Origin of the sequence: Oleidesulfovibrio alaskensis DSM 16109 (genome assembly GCF_000482745.1) — a bacterium.
GTDB lineage: Bacteria > Desulfobacterota > Desulfovibrionia > Desulfovibrionales > Desulfovibrionaceae > Oleidesulfovibrio > Oleidesulfovibrio alaskensis.
Window position 1 is genome coordinate 32,917 of sequence record NZ_KI519495.1, and the last position, 21,278, is coordinate 54,194.

General features: G+C 59.0%; 17 protein-coding genes. 6 read left to right on the top strand and 11 right to left on the bottom strand.

Translation table 11 applies throughout. The features are described 5' to 3' along the window. Positions 1-386: 386 nt before the first annotated feature. The 4 genes from H586_RS0115485 to H586_RS0115500 all read right to left on the bottom strand — a co-directional run bounded on the left by H586_RS0115485 (position 387) and on the right by H586_RS0115500 (position 7,892). Positions 387-3,953: an FAD-binding and (Fe-S)-binding domain-containing protein gene (locus H586_RS0115485; protein WP_027182487.1), complete on the bottom strand. Its 3,567-nt coding sequence runs from the start codon at positions 3,951-3,953 to the stop codon at positions 387-389. A 317-nt stretch (positions 3,954-4,270) separates the two neighbouring features. Beyond that, positions 4,271-6,118 (bottom strand): chloride channel protein, encoded by a 1,848-nt coding sequence (locus H586_RS0115490; protein WP_027182488.1) that lies wholly within the window; start codon positions 6,116-6,118, stop codon positions 4,271-4,273. Positions 6,119-6,222: 104 nt separating this feature from the next. Continuing rightward, positions 6,223-7,005 carry an ABC transporter permease gene (locus H586_RS0115495; RefSeq protein WP_027182489.1) on the bottom strand — a complete coding sequence of 261 codons (783 nt, stop codon included), beginning with the start codon at positions 7,003-7,005 and terminating at the stop codon, positions 6,223-6,225. Beyond that, the gene (locus tag H586_RS0115500) at positions 7,002-7,892 is read right to left on the bottom strand and encodes an ABC transporter permease (RefSeq protein ID WP_011366453.1); all 891 of its coding nucleotides are present in this window, start codon (positions 7,890-7,892) and stop codon (positions 7,002-7,004) included. The genes H586_RS0115495 and H586_RS0115500 overlap by 4 nt, the downstream gene beginning before the upstream one ends. Before the next feature lie 181 nt (positions 7,893-8,073). On the opposite strand from H586_RS0115500, the gene H586_RS0115510 reads away from it, so the two are divergent. From H586_RS0115510 to H586_RS0115540, 6 genes are all read left to right on the top strand, one after another. Continuing rightward, positions 8,074-9,000, top strand: a complete 927-nt coding sequence (locus tag H586_RS0115510) for an SAM-dependent methyltransferase (RefSeq protein WP_027182490.1) — start codon at positions 8,074-8,076, stop codon at positions 8,998-9,000. 131 nt (positions 9,001-9,131) lie between these two features. Further along, complete coding sequence (locus tag H586_RS0115515) at positions 9,132-9,704, top strand: peroxiredoxin family protein (protein WP_027182491.1); 573 nt, start codon at positions 9,132-9,134, stop codon at positions 9,702-9,704. 5 nt (positions 9,705-9,709) lie between these two features. Further along, on the top strand, positions 9,710-10,330 hold the full coding sequence (locus H586_RS0115520; protein WP_027182492.1) for a peroxiredoxin: 621 nt from the start codon (positions 9,710-9,712) through the stop codon (positions 10,328-10,330). A gap of 89 nt (positions 10,331-10,419) precedes the next feature. Beyond that, the gene (locus H586_RS0115525) at positions 10,420-11,019 is read left to right on the top strand and encodes a VOC family protein (RefSeq protein ID WP_027182493.1); all 600 of its coding nucleotides are present in this window, start codon (positions 10,420-10,422) and stop codon (positions 11,017-11,019) included. A gap of 280 nt (positions 11,020-11,299) precedes the next feature. Beyond that, positions 11,300-11,692 carry a Ros/MucR family transcriptional regulator gene (locus H586_RS0115530; protein WP_011366448.1) on the top strand — a complete coding sequence of 131 codons (393 nt, stop codon included), beginning with the start codon at positions 11,300-11,302 and terminating at the stop codon, positions 11,690-11,692. A 443-nt stretch (positions 11,693-12,135) separates the two neighbouring features. Beyond that, positions 12,136-13,062 (top strand): DMT family transporter, encoded by a 927-nt coding sequence (locus H586_RS0115540; RefSeq protein ID WP_027182494.1) that lies wholly within the window; start codon positions 12,136-12,138, stop codon positions 13,060-13,062. 239 nt (positions 13,063-13,301) lie between these two features. Here the strand turns inward: H586_RS0115540 and H586_RS0115550 are convergent, their stop codons facing one another. The 7 genes from H586_RS0115550 to H586_RS0115590 all read right to left on the bottom strand — a co-directional run bounded on the left by H586_RS0115550 (position 13,302) and on the right by H586_RS0115590 (position 21,239). Continuing rightward, on the bottom strand, positions 13,302-14,687 hold the full coding sequence (locus H586_RS0115550) for a multiheme c-type cytochrome (RefSeq protein WP_011366446.1): 1,386 nt from the start codon (positions 14,685-14,687) through the stop codon (positions 13,302-13,304). 99 nt (positions 14,688-14,786) lie between these two features. Beyond that, positions 14,787-15,353, bottom strand: coding sequence for a NapC/NirT family cytochrome c (locus H586_RS0115555; protein WP_011366445.1), 567 nt, complete (start codon positions 15,351-15,353; stop codon positions 14,787-14,789). A gap of 171 nt (positions 15,354-15,524) precedes the next feature. Further along, the gene (locus H586_RS0115560; protein WP_027182495.1) at positions 15,525-17,030 is read right to left on the bottom strand and encodes a flagellar hook protein FlgE; all 1,506 of its coding nucleotides are present in this window, start codon (positions 17,028-17,030) and stop codon (positions 15,525-15,527) included. A 477-nt stretch (positions 17,031-17,507) separates the two neighbouring features. After that, positions 17,508-18,368, bottom strand: coding sequence for a bifunctional methylenetetrahydrofolate dehydrogenase/methenyltetrahydrofolate cyclohydrolase FolD (gene folD, locus H586_RS0115570; RefSeq protein ID WP_027182497.1), 861 nt, complete (start codon positions 18,366-18,368; stop codon positions 17,508-17,510). A 256-nt stretch (positions 18,369-18,624) separates the two neighbouring features. Continuing rightward, positions 18,625-19,920 (bottom strand): phosphopyruvate hydratase, encoded by a 1,296-nt coding sequence (gene eno, locus H586_RS0115580; protein WP_011366442.1) that lies wholly within the window; start codon positions 19,918-19,920, stop codon positions 18,625-18,627. 76 nt (positions 19,921-19,996) lie between these two features. Beyond that, positions 19,997-20,788 carry a type III pantothenate kinase gene (locus tag H586_RS0115585; RefSeq protein ID WP_011366441.1) on the bottom strand — a complete coding sequence of 264 codons (792 nt, stop codon included), beginning with the start codon at positions 20,786-20,788 and terminating at the stop codon, positions 19,997-19,999. Between the two features lie 7 nt (positions 20,789-20,795). Continuing rightward, on the bottom strand, positions 20,796-21,239 hold the full coding sequence (locus H586_RS0115590; protein ID WP_027182498.1) for an SRPBCC domain-containing protein: 444 nt from the start codon (positions 21,237-21,239) through the stop codon (positions 20,796-20,798). Between the last annotated feature and the right edge of the window lie 39 nt (positions 21,240-21,278).

Below are 21,278 nucleotides of genomic sequence, written 5' to 3' on the forward strand. Positions count from 1 at the left end.
ATACGCCCTGCGCGGATAAGGCCGCGCGCCAAAAAATGATGGCTGATTGTGCGATGTGTATAACGGGTTGCAGCACTGTCGTCCACAGAAGCCCGGCAACTGCATCCAGGGCACACAACTGCCCGCAGAAGGCTCCGCAGCGTATCATCTGCCGCCGTGCACAGGCATTCCGCCGTTCTCCGTATGCGGCATTTGCGGCACATCCGGTGCCACGCATGCACAAAGACACGGACGGCCTTACGGGGTGCAGAAAACCACACGCGGCGGGCGCCCTGCTGCCCGGCGGAAACAAGACAACCTGCCGGCACGGCACAAAAAAAAAGCGCACGGAATATTCCGTGCGCCTTGATATACTCCGGTTTCACCGCAAAAACGCTGACCGGACGCTAGTCCTGCTCGTCCACCATGCGCACCGGTCCGCCATCCTGCGATGCGGTAAGCCGCTTGCGCCATTGTTTGCGCCAGTCTTCCCCTGCCTGCGACTCTGCCAGCCACTCCACGGTGTGCAGCACGGGACGTTTGTCTTTCAGTTCCATCAGCGTTCTGGCTATGCCCACCTTGCACGACGGGCATCCCACCACAACGGGAGCCTGCGCATCATACCCAGCAAGATCTGCTTCCAGACGGGATTTTTTACGGCTGCGCAGCCTGTTGTAGATGGTCGGGCTGGTCATGGCACCCATGCCCGACTCGCCGCAGCAACCGGGGGTAAGCTGCACCTGCGCACCGGTGAATGCTTCCAGTGCGGCGCGGTAGATGCCGCCGGCCTTGCCTTTGTGCACCCCCGTCCATTCAGCATGGCAGGAAGAATGGTACAGAAGGCGCCGTCCTGCAGCGGAGCGGACAGGTTCCAGCCGTTCCACCAGCAACTGCACAAGGTCCTTGTGCTGCAGTTCCGTATTGGGCTGCCCCGCCAGACCGTAACGCGTGATACCGTCGCGGCACGAACCGCAGGCGGTGATAATGTGCGAGACCGTCAGGCCCTGCTGCGCCGCAAGATCAAACATGGAACGCATGGCCTCTATGTTACGCTCGCGGTTGCGGGAAAACTGTTCGCTCTGTCCCGCGGCAAGCAGCGGATACCCGCAGCACAGATGCCGCTGAGGCATCACAACGGCCACACCGGCCTTGAGCAGCAGCATGAGTCCCGCCAGCCCGATGTTGCGGTAAAAAAGACTGCCGCCGCAGCCGGGAAAATAGAACACGGCCTCCGTCACGCTGCCGCCGGTTCTGGAGGGGCCTTCCGGCACAAAAATGGACCCTTTGTCCAGCCGCAGAGCCTCTGCAAGATTCTGGTAGCCGAGTTCCGGCCCCGGTGCGGAAAACAACGGACTTTCCGCGCGCTGCCGCCAGCCGGCAGGCACCAGACCGAGGACACGGTTCTGCATTTTCTGTCCGAAAGCAGCAGCCTTGGCCGCTCTGGGCACACGCGCGGCAGGATCATTTGCCAGATAGTTCAGCACCCTGCTTTTAACGGGATGAAAACCGCCGTTTTCCTCTTCCACAAACGAACGCAGATGCAGCGCCACGTCGGACGAATTGATTTTCACAGGGCAGACCGCCGTGCACTTGCCGCATCCGGTGCAGTGCTCCATCAGCCTGTTAAGAGAAGCCATCAGCGACGAATCGGGTTTGCCCTTGTTGACCTGCGAATAATAAATGGCCTCGATGAGCGCCCCGAGACTGATGTTCTTGTTGCGCGGGTGGTGCTGCAGGTCCCGTTCCGGATAGAACATGGGGCATACGTTTTTGCATTTGCCGCAGCGCGTGCATACCTGAATATTGGTCAGCAGGTTGATAAGACGCTGCTTGTCAGGCAGGCCGCTGCCCGCAATATCCTGAATGAGCCTGTTAAAAGAAAAGGTGAACGGCTTCACAGGCGTTTCATACTGCGTCAGCTTGGCAGGGTTCAGAATATTGCGCGGGTCCACAAGGTCTTTGTATTCTTTCAGGCTTTCCATCTTTTCGCGCGAAAGAAACTTGATCTTTGTGATGCCTATACCGTGCTCACCCGAGACTTCGCCGTGCATCTCCTGCGCCTTGGACATTACCCGCTCGGCCACCTGTTCCGCATTGTGCAGCATGATGGCATCGTTGGAATCCACAGGAATGTTCACATGGCAGTTGCCGTCGCCGGCATGCATGTGGTTGGCCACCACAATGCGCGTGGCCAGCATGTGTGCGACAATACGGTCCAGCTTTCTGCCCAGCGAAGGGTAATTTTCCTTGAGCAGGGCAAAAAACGCCGTGGCTCTTTCGAGCATTTCCTGATCGGAAATTTCGGAAAACGGCACCTTGCCCTGAGCCACCTTTGAAGCAAAGGAAAATTCCTTGTTGAACTCTCTGTCTTCCAGCGGCATGCCTTGCAGGCGTCCTGCCTCCTGCAATGCAGTGCGGAAAGCCTGCGCAGTGCATTCAAGGTTCAGCTGCTCCAGAAACAGCGAAAAATCGGGAATACTGTCAATGGGGATGACAATGTCCTCGTTGATCTTGAATCCGGATGTACGGCGGGCTATGGCCGAAAGTTTGTGCCGGTCTTCCCAGAACAGTTCCGCTTCTCTGGCGTCGCGCGCCACAAACACATCCACATTGTCGTAGGGCCCGCATATGTCCACCACGTCACGCACGGACTGTTCAAGCGCATCCACGTTGTTACTGTCCAGCTGCAGGATAAGCACCGATATGGGCGTGCCTTCGTACCGCGCTGACTTTTTCTGATATTCAATGGCTTCAACATATTTGGGGCCGAATTCTTCCAGCGCGGAAATCTTTACAAGGTCGCCCTTGACGCGGATATCGTCGCGCAGTGCAACCACCTGCTTGATAACCTGCATGGCGTTCTGCATGCTGCGCCCGAAAAATTCCAGCACCAGCACGCGCGAATGTTTCTGTGCCGGATACAGAACAAAACAGGCTTCCGTGATGATGCCGTCCACGCCTTCTTTCTGCACACCCGGCAGACCGCCCAGCGTTTTATTGGTCACGTCTTTACCCAGACCGGCCTTGCGTATCTGGTCGCCGCGCAGCGTCACCACCTTGCGCACCCCGCCGCTTACATCGCGCACCTCAAAAACCGCCGTCTCGTTTTCCATTATCTTGTGACGGGGATGGTCTTTGCGCTCCACGTCGATTATCTCGCCCGTGGGGGTCACCATGCGGTAGCTCAGCAGGTTGTCCAGCGTTGTGCCGTATTCAAAAGCAAACGGCCCGCCGGAGTTTTCCGAAACGTTTCCACCGATGGTGGAAGCCGTCTTGGAGGCGGGGTCCACGGTGAACAGCACGCCTTCGCGTCCGGCGGCTTCGATGGCTTCGGAGGTAATGACACCGGCTTCGCAGCAGAGCACCATGGAACCGGTGTCCACATAGCGGATGCGCGACAGCTTCTGCAGGCTCATGACCACGGTGCGCTTGCGTGCGGGCACGGCGCCGCCGGTCAGCCCCGAACCGCCGCCCCGCGGGATAAGCGCAAACTTCATCTCGTTGGCAAGACGCACCACGGCGCTTACCTGCTCGGCGGAAGAAGGAGAAACAACCAGCAAAGGCAGTTCCATGCGCAGGTCGGTGGCATCGGTGGAGCTTTCCACCAGCGAGTTGGGCCGCGTATCTATATTGTCTTTGGGAAGAATCTGGGAAAGACGTCTGATAAGATCCTGCCGGTAGTCCATGTCTGCGTCGTAGGCGCTCCAGAACATGGTCAGCCCTTCGCCAAGCGTGTTGGCGTAATGATGGGCCAGAGCAGGCGACGCTTTCTCCCACTTTCCCTGCACGCTGGTGCGTACGGTGGCAGCATCGATGAACGGGTTATAACGGACAAGGAACAGCTCTTCGGCAAGTTCCATGGCCAGTTCGCGCACGGCTTCCGGCCAGTCCTCGAACTCGTCGAGGGGTATCCGCAGCACCCTGTTCACCAGAAATTCCGAAGAAATGGAAATGTGGGGACCTTTGTGCGGCATGGTTGATCGAATCCTCTTTAGCGTTGAAGCGTGAACTCTCTTGCATAGACACTCGGGCGCCGGTTGGCAAGCGCACTGTGCGACCGCTCAAAGGATATTTTTTCCTGCTGCACAGACAAGTCATGAGTGCGGGAAATAAGACAAAATTCCGGTCAGAGTCCTTTTTTGCCACCGGTTTCGGTCACTATTCCGGCACCCTTTGCGGACAGGATTACGGACATTTCGGCACGTTACGTTAAAAACGACAGGCGCAAAAATTCCGGCCGCGCAAGCGGCGCCCGCGCGGAGCCGCCACGCAGAGACCGTCCGGCGGAGCACTAGGGGGCACCATGCTCCATCTGACGCCGCACCACAGCCATATCATAGGCATGAATGACATCTTTTTCTCTCAGTATGCCTTTCAACCGGCGGGCATCCCCCAGTTCCACAACCGGCAGCTGGGCTATGCCGCTGCGGCTCATCCGCCCCAGCGCGCATTGTATGGAATCGCCCTCCGTCACCGTGACAAGACGCGTGGTTGCTATGTCGCCGGCAATGACAAGGCGCGCCGGGTATTCATCCGCCAGCACTGCACGCAGGTCGCGGAACGAAATAATGCCCTTCAGTCCGCCCTCCCTGTCCACCACATGCAGGTACGAGACATCACGCTGGCGAAAAGCCAGAATCACGTCATGCAGCGGCGTGCCTTCCCATATGGTGGGCGGGTCCGCCCGCATGAATTCGCCCACCTTGAGACTGCGTAACAGGTTCTGCTCCATGCCGCCGGCAATATCCACCCCGCGGCGCAGCAGCTTTATGGTATAAATGGAGCCGTCTTTCAGAGTGGAAGCCGTCACGGTGGCCAGTATGCAGGTGACCATAAGCGGCAGAATTATCTGGTAGTCGCCTGTCAGTTCAAAAATAATCAGAATGGCTGTAATGGGAGCGTGGGTGGTGCCGGCCACCAGACCGCCCATGGCGACCAGCGCATATGCGCCCGGCAATGCCGTTATACCGGGAAAAAGCTGCCCCGCGGCCCAGCCGAAAAAACCACCGGTCATGGAACCTATGAAAAGCGAAGGAGCGAACACCCCGCCGGACCCACCGCTGCCGATGGTTACAGACGTGGCGATGATTTTAACCCCCACAAGCAGCAGCATCATCTGCCACCCCAGACCGTTCTGCAGGGCAAGGTTGATGCCGCCGTATCCCACACCGAAAACATGAGGAAACCACAACAGCATACACCCCACGGCGGCTCCGCCCAGACAGGCTTTGAGCGGGTCCGGCAGGCGCACTGCCTCGCACAGGTCTTCAGTACGGTACAGCACCGTCACAAAAATCACCGCCACCGCGCCGCACACAATGCCCAGAAAAGGATAGATGCCGTACTCCCACAGCGAGACAACTTCGTAGCCGGGCACCACAAACGCGGGAAAGTCGCCGAAATAATGGCGTGAAATGGTGGTGGCAACCACGGATGAAAGCACCACGGGAGAAAACGCCGCCAGACCGAAATCACCCAGCAGCAGTTCAAGGGCGAACAGCACACCGGCCACCGGCGCGTTGAACGTGGCGGCGATGCCCGCGGCAGCACCGCAGCCCACCAGAGTACGCCGCTGGGGCCTGCCCACTTTGAGCATCTGTCCCACGGTGGACCCTATGCCCGACCCTATCTGCACGATGGGCCCTTCGCGCCCCACCGAGCCGCCGGAACTTATGCTGATGGCCGAGGCAAAAATCTTGACCAGCGCCACCCGCTTGCGGATACGCCCGTCATGCAGGGCAATGGCCTCCATTACCTCCGGCACGCCGTGCCCCCGCGCCTCGCGGGCAAAACGCGAAACAAGATAGCCGACCGCCAGCCCGCCCGCGGCAGGAGCGGCAATGACCGCCCAGTACGGCACCGAGTCATGAAATTCAAGAAAGTCCGCAGTGTTTCCGTAAAAAAGAAACTGCACACCTTTGATGACAAACTTGAACAGCACCGCGCCGTATCCGCCCAGCACCCCCACCAGCACAGCCATAAGCAGCATGGGCAGATGGCTGTCCAGCCTGGCAAGACGCCCCGACCGCAAAGTCCGCCAGCCGTGCTGCAGACTGCGCAGCGAAAAAGGCCGGGACGGTACGGGGCAGGTCCCGTCATCGCGGCTTCCGTTCCGTCCGCCGTCATCATCCGTTGTCATAGCGCACTCCCTGCATCTGTCTGCCCGGCAGGACAACACCGGACACACTGCCGCATTCTAACGCGGACAACAGCGTATGCCAAGCCGTACGCCGGCAAAAGCGGCTAGTACATGCCGCGTCTGCGGTAAACACGCGCCACAAGCAGTTCCACCAGAACAAAAAGAACAACGGGAATAACAAGAAACACCAGTGACAACGCCGATGCCAGCGCCCTGTCAGAAGAAGCGAGCAGCGGAAACAGATAGCCCGTGAATGAAGGCACCACCCCGCCGCCGATAAGAAACACCAGAAAATAGTCTGAAAACGCCACCAGAAAAACAACGGAGGCTCCGGCAACCACGGCAGGAGTCAGCAGCGGCAGTTCCACGCGGGTCAGCCGCAGCCACCATCCGGCACCCAGATTGCGCGCACACAGGTCATACCCTTCGCCGAACGAGGCAAAACCGGCCGTCAGCGCCCGCAGCATGTACGGATAACAGAACACGGTAAGAACCAGCACCACGCCGGTGACGGTATCTGCCAGACCGGTGATGATAAAGACATGGTGCACTCCCATGGAGAATGTCATCACCGGCACCAGCGCGGGCGCAAGAAGCAGAGCTTCCAGCAGGGCCCGCCCCCTGAACGTGCACCGGGCGAAATGCCGCGCCGGAGCAAGGCACAGCACAAAGCTCAGCCCCGTTGTCAGCAGGGCATACCACAGCGACGTGCCTATGTGTCTGCCTATTTCCGCCCGCTGCTGCCACAGGTACTGTACTGCGCGTGCCGAAAAATCCTGCGGCAGCAGATGCGGCCAGCTCCAGCCCGGTGCCGCGGCATACAGTGCCAGCACAACCACAGGCAGACCGAAAAAAAATACCAGAAAAACAAAAAATACCTGTTTCACAGTTTGCGTTCCCCCAGTCCGAAACGACGCACCAGCCGGCTGTACAGCGCCACAAAAACAAGAGAGAACAGAAACATGACCGTCAGCACCGCCATGGCTTCCGGGCGGCGGGCCAACCCCCGCTGAAAATACAGGTTGTAAATCTCCACACTCAGCATGCCGGGATTGCTTTCGCCCAGCAGGTACGGCACCTCGAACCCGCCGAAGGCAAAAAGAAACAAAATGATAAATACGGGATGCAGCGTAGGCGCCAGATGCGGCAAAATGACGGAACGCCATGTCAGAAGCCGCCCCGCCCCCAGCATGGCGGCGGTGTCCAGCAGCCGATGGTCCAGCCGTTTCAGCGCGGCATAGGACATGAGCATGACAAAGGGAATTTCTTTATAGACATAGGCCAGCACCATGCCCAGCCCGCTGCCGCCGTACAGCACGGCGGGAAAATCGGCCTGCTGCGTCACAAGGCCCGTCTGCCATGCCAGAGAGGAGACAAGCCCCGAACGCGACCAGAACACAAGGCACAGCAACGCCACAGCCACATGCGGCAGAATCAGCGGCACTTTGTACACCACGGCGGCCTGCTGCAGACGGTACGGCAGACGCCACACCCCCACCGCCAGCAGGGCACCGCATACCACGGATACGGCTGCGGACAGAAAGGCCACTTTTACGGAAAGCAGAAACGAAGCAAGGTAATAGGGCTGCAGCAGCATACGGTATGCCGCGGCAGACGGCTGCCCCTCCGGCGCGGGTACCGGCAGCGCATACCCCAGCGACTGCGCCAGAGTAAGCGCAAAGCCGCCGGTGAAAAGCACGCCGCAGGGCACCAGTACTGGGGCCAGACGCAGCAGGGTTGTTCCTAAACGGGCATGGCCGCGGGGCAGAGACATGACAACACCTTGTTGCAGGACAGTTACGGCAGCCGCACGGCATGGCGGTGCAGCCGGACAAAGCGGCATATTTCATACACCACACACCGGCACCGCACAACAGCGCCGCATCCGGGCGCACTTGCCATAACAGGCTGCCTGCGCTACCACCCGCGCGGCAACAGCAACAATCGGAGGAAAAATGACACGCCGGACAGTGTATCTGGCCGCAAAAGGCTACACGGAAGACCTGCTGCAGGAACTCGGCCATGCCGGAGTACATGTAACAGAGATCCGCGACAGGCTGGTTCTTGCGCAGGGGGCCGCTGTTCATGCTGCATGGGCACAGAACATCTGGCTCGAACCGGAGTTCATCACCATCAGTTCCATAAAGGACGGTGCGCGGCAGCTCCGGCAAAGGCAGCGTAACTGGGCGCTGTGTGCGGCCGGCGGCAACCATGGCAGGGCAAAGCTCATCCAGTCGTCTCTGCCGCATGTCTCGGCAAAGCCGGTGGTCTTCGGCAGTGAGGCACCCCGGGCGCCGCTGGGGTCGTGGACTCTGTGGGAACCGGACACCATACTTGCATCCGCAGCCTGCACCAGCGCCTTTGCCGACGGCGAGGTACTTTTTGAAGAAGACAGGCAGACTCCGCCCACCCGCGCTTATCTCAAGCTGTGGGAAGCTTTCACCATAACGGGATGCAGACCGCGGGAAGACGAGCTGTGCCTCGATCTGGGCAGCAGCCCCGGCGGCTGGAGCTGGGTGCTGGCACAATGCGGGGCCCGCGTGTTCAGTGTGGACAAGGCGGCACTTGCCCCGCACATTGCCGCGCATCCGCACATCGACTTCTGCTCCGGCAGTGCGTTCGGGCTGGACCCGCGCCACGCAGGCGATGTGGACTGGCTGTGCTGCGACGTCATCTGCTACCCCGACAGACTGCTGGCCATGGTGGCGCGCTGGCTTGAGCTGGGTTCGGTACGCAACTTCGTCTGCACGCTGAAGTTTCAGGGCGAGACAGACCACGAAACGGCGCGGCAGTTCGCCGCCATTCCCGGTTCGCGTCTTGTGCATCTTTCGTGCAACAAACACGAGCTCACATGGATGCGGCTTGACCCGCGGCAGATATAACCCCGCCGGACACCGCGGGGCACCCGTCCGTCCGCCCCTTGCGGTGCCGTGTCAATTGATGCATGTTCAATACAGCAAAAACCTTCATGCTCCGGCATGAATCCGGATGCTCCAACGCAAGGCAGGTGAACATGCATCGTTCTCTTTTTTACGGCCGGACTCTGTGCGCGGCGCTGCTGGCCGCGCTGCTGCTGACGGCAGCCGCCCAGGCCCACCCCCTCAAGTCCGGCGACAGTTTTCCGGACATCCCGCTCACCGGCACACTGACCCCGCAGCAACAGCAGGAACTGGGACTGAAATCCGGTCAGGCTCCTGTTCTTTCCGGCATCGGAACGCCTTTTGTACTTATGGAGATTTTCAGCATGTACTGCCCGTTCTGTCAGGCAGAAGCTGAAAACATGAACAGACTGCACACCGCCATCCGTCAGGAAGGGCTGGACGGCACCATTGCCGTCATAGGACTGGGTGCGGGCAACTCGCAGTTCGAAGTGGATTTTTTCCGCACAAAGTACAGCGTACCCTTTGCACTGTTCACAGACCCTGAGCTGGAGCTGCACAAACAGACCGGCGAAACGGCAACACCGCATTTTTACCTTATCTCGCTGAAAGACCGTAAACCCCGCGTCATTTACTCGCACACGGGACGCATGCAGTCGGTGGATGACATGCTGCAGACGCTGCGTTCCCTCACCGGCAGGGAGTAACCGTCATGAATATCAACATGCGCCAGTTCAGCTTTGCGGGCATTCTGGCCGTGGCCGTCGTGTGTGCTTTCGCCATTGCCGCCGCGCCGCTCCGTGCCGCGGCCCACGGCCCGCATCAGCCCGATGTCTACGACATGGGCACCCTGCAGCCGGTGGCCACTGTACCCCTGCTGCACAAGGGCGACGCAGCGCCGGATTTCGAACTGCCCGCAACGGACGGGACCAAAGTCAGGCTTTCATCATTCCGCGGCAGCAAAAACGTGGTCATTTCCTTTGTGCCTGCCGCGTTCACGCCCGTCTGCTCCGACCAGTGGCCCGGCTACAATATCGCCCGCGAACTTTTCCACCGGCATGATGCCGTGCTGCTGGGCATATCCGCGGACAATACCCCCTCGCAGCATGCATGGATACAGCAGATGGGCGGCCTGTGGTTTCCCGTGCTGTCCGACTTCTGGCCACACGGCGCCACCGCCGCCGCTTACGGAGTGCTGCGGCCCGAAGGCGTGAGCGAACGCGCCATATTTGTGGTGGACAAGCAGGGCCGCATAGCCGCGGCCATCATAAGCGACATCAACAAACGGCCGGATCTGGGCCTGATAATTGACGCGCTGAAAGACCTGCCCTGACCCCGTGCACCGGTGCGGACCTTGCGATGCTCCGCCCGATGTGCCGCACATTTTGCCCGCCGGAACGCGGCGGCCCCGCAGGAGCATCAATGCCCCGCTATACCGGAGTAAACCACCTTGCCCTTGTGACCGGAGACATGGATACCACCATCAGGTTCTGGCGCGACCTGCTGGAGATGCCCATAGTTGCCGGGCTGGGAAAACCCGGCTACCGCCAGTATTTTCTGCACATTGCCAACCGCAGCATGATCACCTTTTTTGAGTGGGACGGCGTGACCCCGTGCGAAGAAAAAGATCACGGCTATCCGGCGCCCGGACCGGCGGGGTTTGACCATGTGTCCATAGGGGTGGAAACCGACGACGACCTGTGGGAACTGAAAGACCGTCTTGATGCGGCAGGTTTCTGGGTTTCAGAACTGGTGGACCACGGATTCATCCACTCTCTTTATTCCTTCGACCCCAACGGCATTGCCATCGAGTTCAGCTGTTATGTGCAGGCTGTTGATATCGTCGCCCACCCGCGGCTTACCGCCGCCGAACCTTCTGCCGTAACGCTGGAAGGCCCGTACCCGCAAAAGGGGCACTGGCCGGCAGCCACCCCCGCAGCCCCGGACCACAGACGGCTGTACCCCGGTGAAGGACACGAGTTTCTGCACACCAGCACCAATGCATGGCAGACAGAACCATAACCATCGCTCTCTTCTTCGTGCTCTTCCCTGTCTCTGTTGTTTACACGCATGACCATGCACTTTTCAGCAGGACAGGCATTGCCTTTCATGCATATCATTTTCATTTGATGTAAAAATAATTGTCTCAAAAATGGTTTTTTACTACAGAAGCAGGGCAAAATATCTTCCGCCTGTTGCACAATCCATCCATGTAGTGCAATATATGGCTCACAATCTAATACTTTCATCAGCACGTGCGCTGCTTCAGCAGTGACATTTTTTTAAGAAAGGAGAGCACCCCATGGATGAAGCCCTGAAACAGGCACTGGAGATTGTAAAGGCACAGGCCAGTGTGCGTACCATGACCGAGGATGAAATAAACTCCATGGTTCTTAAGCTCGCACAGAGCATCCAGCAGATTACCGAAGGCAATATCGAACCGCAGGAAGCGGAGCCTGCGGCCGATCCGGCCAAAGCCATCAAGGAAAAATCCATTACCTGTCTTGAATGTGGAAAAACCTTCAAGATACTGACCCGAAAGCACCTTGGCACCCACGACCTGACACCTGCGGAATACCGTGAAAAGTGGGGCTATAAAAAGAATTTGCCGCTTGTATGCAAGACACTGCAGCGTGAACGCCGCAAAAAAATGAAAGACATGAAGCTGTGGGAAAAGCGCAAAGCAAAAGCATGACCGCTGTCCCTCCGGCACTGCCGCAGCAACACGGCGTATGCCGCCATATGATGCGGGGCGGCAAAGCTGCGCTGTAAAACACTGCCTCATTGTCCGGAAGGTTCGACGGTACGCTGCCGGAGACATCCTCCGGAAGAATATCGTAAATCAACAGGACAGATGCTGTCCGACCCAACAGGCCGTCTGCACAGTCGGCCTGTTTTTTTGCATCCGGCAGACCCCGCCTGCCCGCTCTTCCGGTTTGCGCCTCCTCCGTCGGCAGCAGTCGCAGGCCCCACCGCAGACAAATGCCGCCGCTGCAACGTGCCACCGGTCCCGGCCTGCCGGCAACCAACAGCCTTCCGCCACACTCTTTTTTGCGTATTTCTATTTAGTACCACTATCTTCATGGACAACGGTACAGGGGCACGCTACATCATTGCCATTACGCCGGAGGATTTGCCATGACCCCGTCTCAAGCCCGCATGCTGCCCGTTCTGGCGCTGCTGGTAACCATGCTGCTGTGGAGCAGCTCGTTCATCGCCATGAAAGTGGCCGTTATGGAACTGGACCCCATGCTGGTCATGTTCGGTCGAATGACGGCGGCATCGTTGTGTTTTGCCTGCTGCTGGCGGTCTTTGCGACGGGTCACTTACCGCAAAGGCGACTGGAAACCGCTGCTGTTCATGTCGCTTTGCGAGCCCTGTGCCTATTTTGTGTTCGAAGCATACGCGCTGCGCTACACATCGGCATCGCAGGCGGGCATGGTGGTTTCCACCATGCCGCTCTTTGTGGCTATGGCTGCCTTCATTTTTCTGCGTGAACGTCTTTCGCGTCAGGTATGGGCCGGTTTTGCCGTGGCACTGTGCGGCGTTGTATGGCTCACACTGGCCGGAGAAGCTACAGAACACGCATCCAATCCCCTGTTGGGCAACATTCTGGAGTGTCTGGCCATGGCCAGCGCCACGGGGTATGTAGTGACGGCCAAACGTCTTTCCAGTCACTATCCTCCGCTGTTCATCACCGCGGTGCAGGCTTTCACCGGCATGGTGTTCTTCATGCCGCTGGCTTTTCGTCCCGGCACCGCCCTGCCGGAGACCATCCCCCTGCTGCCGGCCCTTGCCGTGGTATATCTCGGTGTGGCCATTTCGCTGGTGGCATACGGTTTTTACAACTACGGCGTTTCCAAGATGCCCGCGGGACAGGCTTCGGCATTTATCAATCTCATACCGGTACTCACGCTGCTTATGGGGCAGGTATTTCTGGACGAGGTATTCACCCCCCAGCAGTATGTTGCCGCTGCGCTGGTGCTGGCCGGTGTGGTGCTCAGCCAGACAGGTTCCGCCTCGGACAGCGGACAGCAGGATACCGGACGGCAAAACACCGTTTAGTGCTTTCCGCGTTCTGTCACCGCGGGCAGTGCACCGCTGACACAGGCCGGTCACAGGCGGGCACAAAACAGCTGCGCTGTGGAAACTTTGCACGCACTGAGCCGGAAAAATGCACACCCGCGGACAAAAATGCACGCTGCTGTCCGGCATATACCGCTGCCGGCACACGCTGAGATGCTCACAAAAAGGGAGAAGGCCTGAAGCCTTCTCCCTGTATTTTGCCGTCTGCACTGTACCCGCTATTTTTTGCCGAAAATCTCCGGCGGGCGGGTGGTGTTGCCCGTGGCGTTGGGGAAGTTCTCGTATCTGTGAGCCTTTCTGTTTTCCTTGAGCAGCAGATCCGATTCGTGCATCAGCTCGTTGAACCGGTGCTTGCACTCATAGAAACCATGCCACCATGCATAGTCCGGGGCCATCATCATGGCGCCCATGCGCGCTCTGCGCCCTTCGTGGTGCCACAGCTCGTAGAATTCCACCTCAAGCTTTTCGTCAAAGATACGGCTGCTGTCCAGCAGGCCTTTTTCGTACAGTTCGTCCATGCGGGCTTTGGCAGGCTTGTAGTATACCTCGTTGTATTCTTCCACCGCCTTGTCAAAGTCGGCATAAAAACCGTCCACCCAGGCCTTGCCGTGGCACTGCAGGCAGATATCCTTCATCTTGTCGCGCTCCACACGCCAGTCTGTTTTGGCCGGAAACGCCTTGAATTCGCTGGGACGCACGGTAAGCGGGGCCTGTGTTTCCCACGACAGCCGTTCCGTCACATCGTGTGTGGTCATGGTGCCGCCCGCGCCGGACATATGGCACGAGGCGCAGGTGGGCGCGCGGTAGTCAACGCCGGGGGTCCATGTGCCGGGCGCGGCGTCGTAGTTGTATTCATGGCCGAAGGCCTTGTATATGTCGCCGTGCTTGGATTCAAAATAAATTTCTATCTGCGGATGATCCGGTCCCAGATGGCACTGGCCGCAGGTTTCAGGCTTGCGGGCTTCCATTACGGAGAAGCGGTGACGGGTATGGCAGCTTGTGCATGCGCCCAGACTGCCGTCCAGATTCACACGCCCCACGCCCACGTTGGGCCATGTGGCCGGGTCCAGCTTGCCGTCCTTCACCTTCAGCACGGTGCCGTGACAGTAATAGCAACCGGTCTTGCGCTCGTTGTCGGAATTCATGCCCATGTTCAGCCACGGGTCAATTTTCCACATGATCTCTATGGTGTTGGCATGCTTGGAGCGCGCGTACTGCTCCGTTTCGTCAGGATGACAGCGCGAGCAGTCTTTGGGTGTGACCACGGCCGCCACGGGAATTCTGTATTCTTTTGTCCCGTAGGGCATGTCGCCGCGTTCGTAGTACTGGTAGTGGTCAACGCTTACATCGGCATCACGTTCATCCGCCTGATGGCAGTCCAGACAGGTGATATTGGCCGAAGCATGTCTGCTGGCCGCCCAGTCGGCAAACAGGCCGGGAGTTTCCTTTCTATGGCATTCAATACAGGCCACGGCCTGATCAGGCATGGCCCGCTCGATGCGGAACTCTTTCATTTTCGGATAATTTTTCACCGATTCCGCCGCCTGCGCCGTCGCGGGCAGCAGCATGGCGGCACACAACCATAAAAGCCACGTCCGTTTCATTCCTTTGCCTCCTTCACGTTGATTCACCCGACGGCACCGGACGCACCGTCACCCGACGGAACGCGCCGCACCGCACCTTTTCCGGACCGGCGGCCGTTGTCAGATATCCGCCAGCCCCGACGCCCGATACGGGGCGGCAAACTGCTTGTACCGGTATTGAGGCCTGTCCACATGCACAAGGTCGCGGTGGCAGTCCACACACTTGCGTGTACGGCCCGAACGGTCGTACAGCACTGTGCGGTGAGCCATCATGGCTCCGCGGTTGTGCGGCATGTACAGGATATTGCGATGGCACTTCTGGCACTGGTCGTTGGTGAAACTGTCATAGGCGGCCTGACGGTTCTTTTCGCGGTCATACGCTTCTGAACCGTGAAGCACATGTGCCACAACGTCCTTGATGCCGTGGTAGGTTTTGGAAAAAAAGAAGTCGACGGTCTGATGAGGGGCAGGCAGGTGACAGTCCATACAGTCCGCCACTACGCCCTGCGCATTGTTCACATGAGTGGAAGTTTTCCACGACTGGTACGCCGGTACTATTTCGTGGCATGATGCACAGAATTCCGGCGTCGATGTGCGCACCATGGTATAGTAGGTCATGCTGAAAACAGGAAATCCTACCAGCACGCCCAGCGAAACCAGAAATAGCGGTTTCAGAAACCTCCGCATACAGCCTCCCGTTGCCCGATCTGGTGGCCTGATGTTACGGCGTCTTCAACACCTGCACTGATTACGCACCATCCAAACACATAATTATTGTTTTGTACAACACAGATTATAAAAAAAAGGATGAGCATCTGCTCATCCTTTATATTTCAGGAAACGTTACTGAGAACCGTATCAGCGCTTCAGTTCCAGTGCTTTCTGCAGCATGGTGTCTGCAGTTGTCACAACTTTACTCTGCGACTGAAATCCGCGTTGCGTGATAATCATATTAACAAACTCGCGCGATGCATCCACATTGGACATTTCAAGAGTTGATGCCGCCACGGAACCGAAATTTTCTGTCTTTGCCGTTCCTTCCTGCGCTTCACCTGATTCTCTGGTGGCCGAAAAATGATTGCCGCCTTCACGCCGCAGGCCGAATTCGCTGGTAAAGCGGAACAGCGGAATCTGATATAAATCAACAACCTGCCCGTTGCTGAATTTGCCGCTCATAACCCCTTCGCTGTCAATGGCAAGCGACATGAGACCGCCCTGCGCGTACCCGTTTTGTGTGCGGTGCAGGTTGGAGGAAGACCCTTCGTACCCCGTGGTCACCCGCGCCTGACGGGCCGCGCCTGCAAGCCCGGGCAGCTGCGAGGCATTGCTGCCCACGGAAGCGGCGCTGCCGCCGCCTGTCCAGCCTGTGCCTGTCATGCCGAATCCCGCGGTCATTACCTGAGCCCCTCCGCCCGACCCTGCAAAGGTGGCCGTAAACGAAGGATAGCCGTCCGCGCCCATGGCTGCCGGCTGCCAGCTGGAAAGCTGCGAAGCATCCCCTGAAGGGGTATAGGCTGTCATATTGATCAGTTCGCCGTTGGCGTTGAACGTGAGCGTACCCGCCATCAGCAGCCCGGCGGCGGATGTTCCAGCCCCTGCGCCTCCGTCTTCCGAAGGCGGCATGGCCATGACATATTCCACAATGCGCTGTCCGTCGGGACCGTCCGGCGCACCATCGTAATACACCGACACCTCGTGTTTGTTTCCGGCGGCGTCGTATACTGCTATGCTGTCGCTGTGCCCGTATGCTCCGTCGCCCAGCGGGGGTTCCGCCGTGCCGTTCCATTGCTGCAGCAGCGAAAAATACGGATCCGTGGCGCTTGCACTGCTGTCGGAGGTAACCCCGATATTGGAAATGATGGACAACGATGTCGTGGCACTGGGGGGCAGCACCATGTTACCGTTTTCCCCCGCCACCAGCTGCAAATCCTGAAGCCCGCCCGCCACACCATTTTCAATGGGTTTGGCCTGCAGACGGTAACCGCTGGGGTCCACAAGGTACCCTTCCAGATCAAAACGGAAATTCCCGGCCCGCGTGTAATGCGTTTTGTCGCCCTGCGCCACCTGAAAGAATCCTTTCCCTGAAATGGCAAGGTCAGTCACGGTATTGCTGGGTTCAAAGCCGCCCGCAGTGTGCAGAACGCGCACCTCCGCCACAGAGGCACCCATACCCTGCTGCGACATGCCCACCGTGGGATTGTTGCCCCCGGTGGTCACATCCAGACTCGTCAGGTCCTGATACAGCATCATGGACTGCTTGAACCCGACCGTATTGATGTTCGCCAGATTGTTACCGATCACCTGCATACCCTGACTGTGGGTTTTCATGCCGGTGGCTCCGATATACAGCGATGCAATGGTCATACGCGGTCTCCTGCCCGTTGGTCACGCGGGGCTTGGTCACAGGGCAAAATATGCCCCGCGTTGCAGTAAGCATGGACCGTGCCAGATATGCGGCCATGCGGGGCGCTTACCTCGCTGCCGCCCGCACGGCGGTGTCCGCAAGCTGCCGCTGCCCGCCGCTGCAAATCACTGCGCCGCAACACCGCAGGAAAAAGTTGCCTGCCGGAATGTATGCTCCCGCCAGCGGCATACGCACCCCGTACGCAGGCAACACGGGCGCAGGCAGCACAGACACAGGCAACACGGGCGCAGCAGCCTTTACCCGCAGAAAATAAAACAGGCCGCACCATGTGCAGCCTGTTTGTTGTGTTACGGGCAGTTATGTATGCAGCGGCAGCCGCGCGGCCGTCCGCCATGCGCGGCGAAAGGCAGCCCCCACGGCGGTGTTCCTGCAGCCGGGGCAGAGACAACGGCGGACGGCATGCGGTTACCCCGCAGTTACACGCCGCAGCGTTTCTTCCACGAAGCCACGGTATTCACCAGCAGCTGCGCGATGGTCATGGGGCCTATTCCGCCCGGCACAGGCGTAATGGCAGAGGCCACCTTGCTTACAGGGCCGAAATCAACATCTCCCGCAAGGCCGTTTTCCGTCCGGTTGATGCCCACGTCCACCACCACGGCACCGGGTTTCACCATGTCTGCGGTGACAAAGTTGGCCCTGCCGATGGCCACAAACAGAAAATCCGCTTCGCGGCACTGCTGCGCAAGGTCGGGAGTGCGCGAATGACACACAGTGACAGTGGCATTGGCAAAAGGACCCGAAGCACCCAGCATGAGCGCCAAAGGCTTGCCCACAATATTCGAGCGGCCGAGCACAACGGCTTTTTTGCCCGCCGGCGACAGGTTGTAGCGTTCCAGCAGTGTCATCACGCCTGCCGGCGTACAGGGCCGGAAGCCGGGAAGCCCCAGCGTCAGTTTGCCCATGTTGACAGGATGAAAGCCGTCCACATCCTTGGCGGGATCGATAAGTTCAAGACAGCGCTGGCTGTCCAGTCCGGCGGGCAGAGGCAGCTGCAGCAGAATGCCGTCTATGTCTTCACGGGCGTTGAGGGCGGCAATGCGTTCCTCAAGCTCCTGCTGCGTGGTCTGTGCAGAGATGCGGAACGCTTCGGAACGGATTCCGGCGTCGGCGCAGGCACGTTCTTTGTTGCGCACGTACACCTGCGATGCGGGGTCGTCGCCCACCAGAATAACAGCCAGCCCGGGCGCTCTTCCGGCGCGGTCTTTCAGGGCGTCCACATCCTTTTTCAATTCTTCGCGCAAAGCCGCGGCGGTGGCTTTACCGTCCAGCAGAATCATGGGCGTACTCCTTGCAGTGTATGCAGCACATAGTATGGTTATGCAGCCTGTCGCGCGCCGCCAGACCGGCGCAACAAAAAAACCGGCCGGAGCAGACAGCTCCGGCCGGTGACAGGTCGCACGTATTCAGGGTTCGCAAAGGCGCGATGCGCCGGATATGTGAAATCCCTGTATGACATTGTTTGCATCCTCACCCGCGGGCGGGTTCCGTGGCGGCTACATACAGCCAACCGCGGCAGGATGCAAGCAACGCGGTTTACTCTTCGCCCAGCCCGAAATGCGAAGCCATGTAAGGGCCGAAGTAGATGCCCTCGTCATCCAGATCTTCCTCGATGCGCAGCAGCTGGTTGTATTTGGCCAGACGGTCGCTGCGGCACAGCGAGCCGGTCTTGATCTGCCCTGCGTTCAGTGCCACGGCAAGGTCGGCGATAAAATGGTCTTCTGTTTCTCCGGAACGGTGCGAAATAACCGTGGTATAACCGGCACCCTTGGCCATTTCCACGGTGTCCAGCGTCTCGGTGAGGGTACCTATCTGGTTCAGCTTGATAAGAATGGAGTTGGCCACGCCCTCATCGATGCCCTGAGCCAGAATGTCGGGGTTGGTCACGAAAACGTCGTCACCCACAATCTGCACGCTGTCACCCATTTTGACGGTCATTTCCTGCCAGCCTTCCCAGTCACCTTCGGCCATGCCGTCTTCGATGGAAATAAGCGGGTAACGCTGGGTGAAATCCATAAGCCAGTCAATCATCTCGGAAGAGGAGAGCACTTTGTTCTCGCCCTTGAGGTGATACTTGCCGTCCTTGTAAAATTCGGAAGCCGCGGCGTCGATGGCCAGGGCCACTTCCGACCCGGGAATATAGCCTGCGGTCTCGATGGCGCGCATGATGTACCGGAAAGCCTCGTCGTGGCTTTTCAGGTTGGGAGCAAAGCCGCCTTCGTCGCCCACGCTGGTCACGTGACCGTCGGCAGCCAGCAGCGCCTTGAGGTTGTGGAAAATTTCAGCCCCCATGCGCAGCGCTTCACTGAAGGTGGGCGCTCCCACGGGCATGATCATGAATTCCTGAATATCAAGGTTGTTGGGGGCATGCTCGCCGCCGTTGATGATGTTCATCATGGGCACGGGCAGTACTTTGGAATTGATGCCGCCGAGGTACTGATACAGGGGCATGCCGATGAAGTTGGCCGCGGCGCGGGCGGTGGCCAGCGATACGCCCAGCATGGCGTTGGCACCCAGCCGGTCCTTGTTGTCGGTACCGTCAAGGTCGATCAGCGCGTTGTCCACGGCGACCTGACGCAGAGCGTCCATGCCGACGATGTTCTCGGCTATTTCGCCCATCACGTTGTCCACGGCTTTTTCCACGCCTTTGCCAAGGTAACGGCCCTTGTCGCCGTCACGCAGTTCCAGAGCCTCGCGGCTGCCGGTGGAAGCGCCGGAAGGCACGGCGGCGCGGCCGGAATGGCCGGATTCAAGCGAAACTTCCACTTCCACAGTGGGATTGCCGCGGGAATCGAGGATTTCTCTGGCCCAGACGGAAACGATGGTGCTCATACTGCTGTTCTCCTTGAGCTTGGCGGAGCGTCAATACTGCTCCGCTACGCCTGTTGGGGCGGTTGCGGCAAAGGCATCAGCCCTTTATTCCGCTTTCCATGTAGAGAATTCTCAGGCCTTCCAGCAAAAGGTCGGGCCTGACATGATCGAAACAATTACTTACGCGGGCGATGGCAGAGGCAAAACCGCCCGTGGCCACCACCTGCATGGGCGCCTCAAGCACGGCGGAAAGTCTGTGACACAGACCTTCGGTCATGGAGGCAAACCCGAAAACAAACCCGTGGTTGAGGCTCATGCTGGTGCTGCGTCCCACCACCGGCAAATCTTCGCGCACATCAAGACTGATGCGGGGCAGGCGTGCGGTGCCCGCTGCCAGTGCTCCTGCCGCGGAGTGCACTCCGGGGCATATCAGCCCCCCAAGATACGCTTCGCCCTGCACACAGTCAAACGTCGTTGCCGTGCCGTAATCAACCGAAACAATGGACCGCGGCGCAGGCCACAGCCGCCGTGCGGCAAAGGCTGCCACCAGCCGGTCCGCTCCCACTTCCTGCGGGCGCTCGTAGCGGTTTTCCAGCGGAATGGCTATGTCCTCCGGCGCCAGCAGCAGCCGGCGGTCAAAGTAGCGCCCGCAGGCCTGCCGCATGAGCGGATTGAAACTGGGAACCACGGAACTGGCCACACAGGCTGTCACGTCGCCGGGGGCAAATCCCGCATGGCGCACCACATCCGCCAGACGCAGGCCGAGCGAATCGCCTGTCTGATGCGTGTCTGTGGGCAGCACATACGAGGCAACCACGCCGTCATGGTCTGCAATGCCTATTTTAACATTGGTATTGCCTATATCAAACAGAAGAAAAACTGAGGGCATATGCAAGCTACCGCCGGGCCTGAGCCACGGCTTTGAGTGAAATGTTCATGGTCTCCATACCCTGCCCGGCAGCCCGCCCGATACGACCTGCCAGCAGCGGCACAAAAATGCCGGACACGCGCAGTCCGTGGGTGAAGCGTGACGTATGGCTGTCCAGCTGCGCAATGATAAAGCAATGGATCACATCGGCCAGACCGGGCATACGAAACGAACCGGTCAGCACCAGCTGGCGGCAGAAGTCGGCCTGCTGCACCCGCAGCATATAAGGGCTGGGACTGTTGCCCCACAGCCGTATCAGCGCTTCCACATCCTGCCCCGCTTCGGCTGTCCCCTGCATGGAAGGCATAAAAGGATTCCAGCGCTGCCATGCAGAAAAATCCGTCAGCACACGCCAGATTGTCCACGGAGTGGTAGCCACCACGACGGAACGTTCGACAATCCTGCTCAGCATGCGGGGCACCTTACCTTTTTCTCTCAAAAACTCAATATA

Coding starts and splice junctions, on each gene's coding strand:
- H586_RS0115485 (WP_027182487.1), bottom strand. CDS start 3,953: ATGCCGCACAAAGGTCCCCACATTTCCATTTCTTCGGAATTTCTGGTG.
- H586_RS0115490 (WP_027182488.1), bottom strand. CDS start 6,118: ATGACAACGGATGATGACGGCGGACGGAACGGAAGCCGCGATGACGGG.
- H586_RS0115500 (WP_011366453.1), bottom strand. CDS start 7,892: ATGTCTCTGCCCCGCGGCCATGCCCGTTTAGGAACAACCCTGCTGCGT.
- H586_RS0115510 (WP_027182490.1), top strand. CDS start 8,074: ATGACACGCCGGACAGTGTATCTGGCCGCAAAAGGCTACACGGAAGAC.
- H586_RS0115515 (WP_027182491.1), top strand. CDS start 9,132: ATGCATCGTTCTCTTTTTTACGGCCGGACTCTGTGCGCGGCGCTGCTG.
- H586_RS0115520 (WP_027182492.1), top strand. CDS start 9,710: ATGAATATCAACATGCGCCAGTTCAGCTTTGCGGGCATTCTGGCCGTG.
- H586_RS0115525 (WP_027182493.1), top strand. CDS start 10,420: ATGCCCCGCTATACCGGAGTAAACCACCTTGCCCTTGTGACCGGAGAC.
- H586_RS0115530 (WP_011366448.1), top strand. CDS start 11,300: ATGGATGAAGCCCTGAAACAGGCACTGGAGATTGTAAAGGCACAGGCC.
- H586_RS0115540 (WP_027182494.1), top strand. CDS start 12,136: ATGACCCCGTCTCAAGCCCGCATGCTGCCCGTTCTGGCGCTGCTGGTA.
- H586_RS0115550 (WP_011366446.1), bottom strand. CDS start 14,687: ATGAAACGGACGTGGCTTTTATGGTTGTGTGCCGCCATGCTGCTGCCC.
- H586_RS0115555 (WP_011366445.1), bottom strand. CDS start 15,353: ATGCGGAGGTTTCTGAAACCGCTATTTCTGGTTTCGCTGGGCGTGCTG.
- H586_RS0115560 (WP_027182495.1), bottom strand. CDS start 17,030: ATGACCATTGCATCGCTGTATATCGGAGCCACCGGCATGAAAACCCAC.
- folD (WP_027182497.1), bottom strand. CDS start 18,368: ATGATTCTGCTGGACGGTAAAGCCACCGCCGCGGCTTTGCGCGAAGAA.
- eno (WP_011366442.1), bottom strand. CDS start 19,920: ATGAGCACCATCGTTTCCGTCTGGGCCAGAGAAATCCTCGATTCCCGC.
- H586_RS0115585 (WP_011366441.1), bottom strand. CDS start 20,788: ATGCCCTCAGTTTTTCTTCTGTTTGATATAGGCAATACCAATGTTAAA.
- H586_RS0115590 (WP_027182498.1), bottom strand. CDS start 21,239: ATGCTGAGCAGGATTGTCGAACGTTCCGTCGTGGTGGCTACCACTCCG.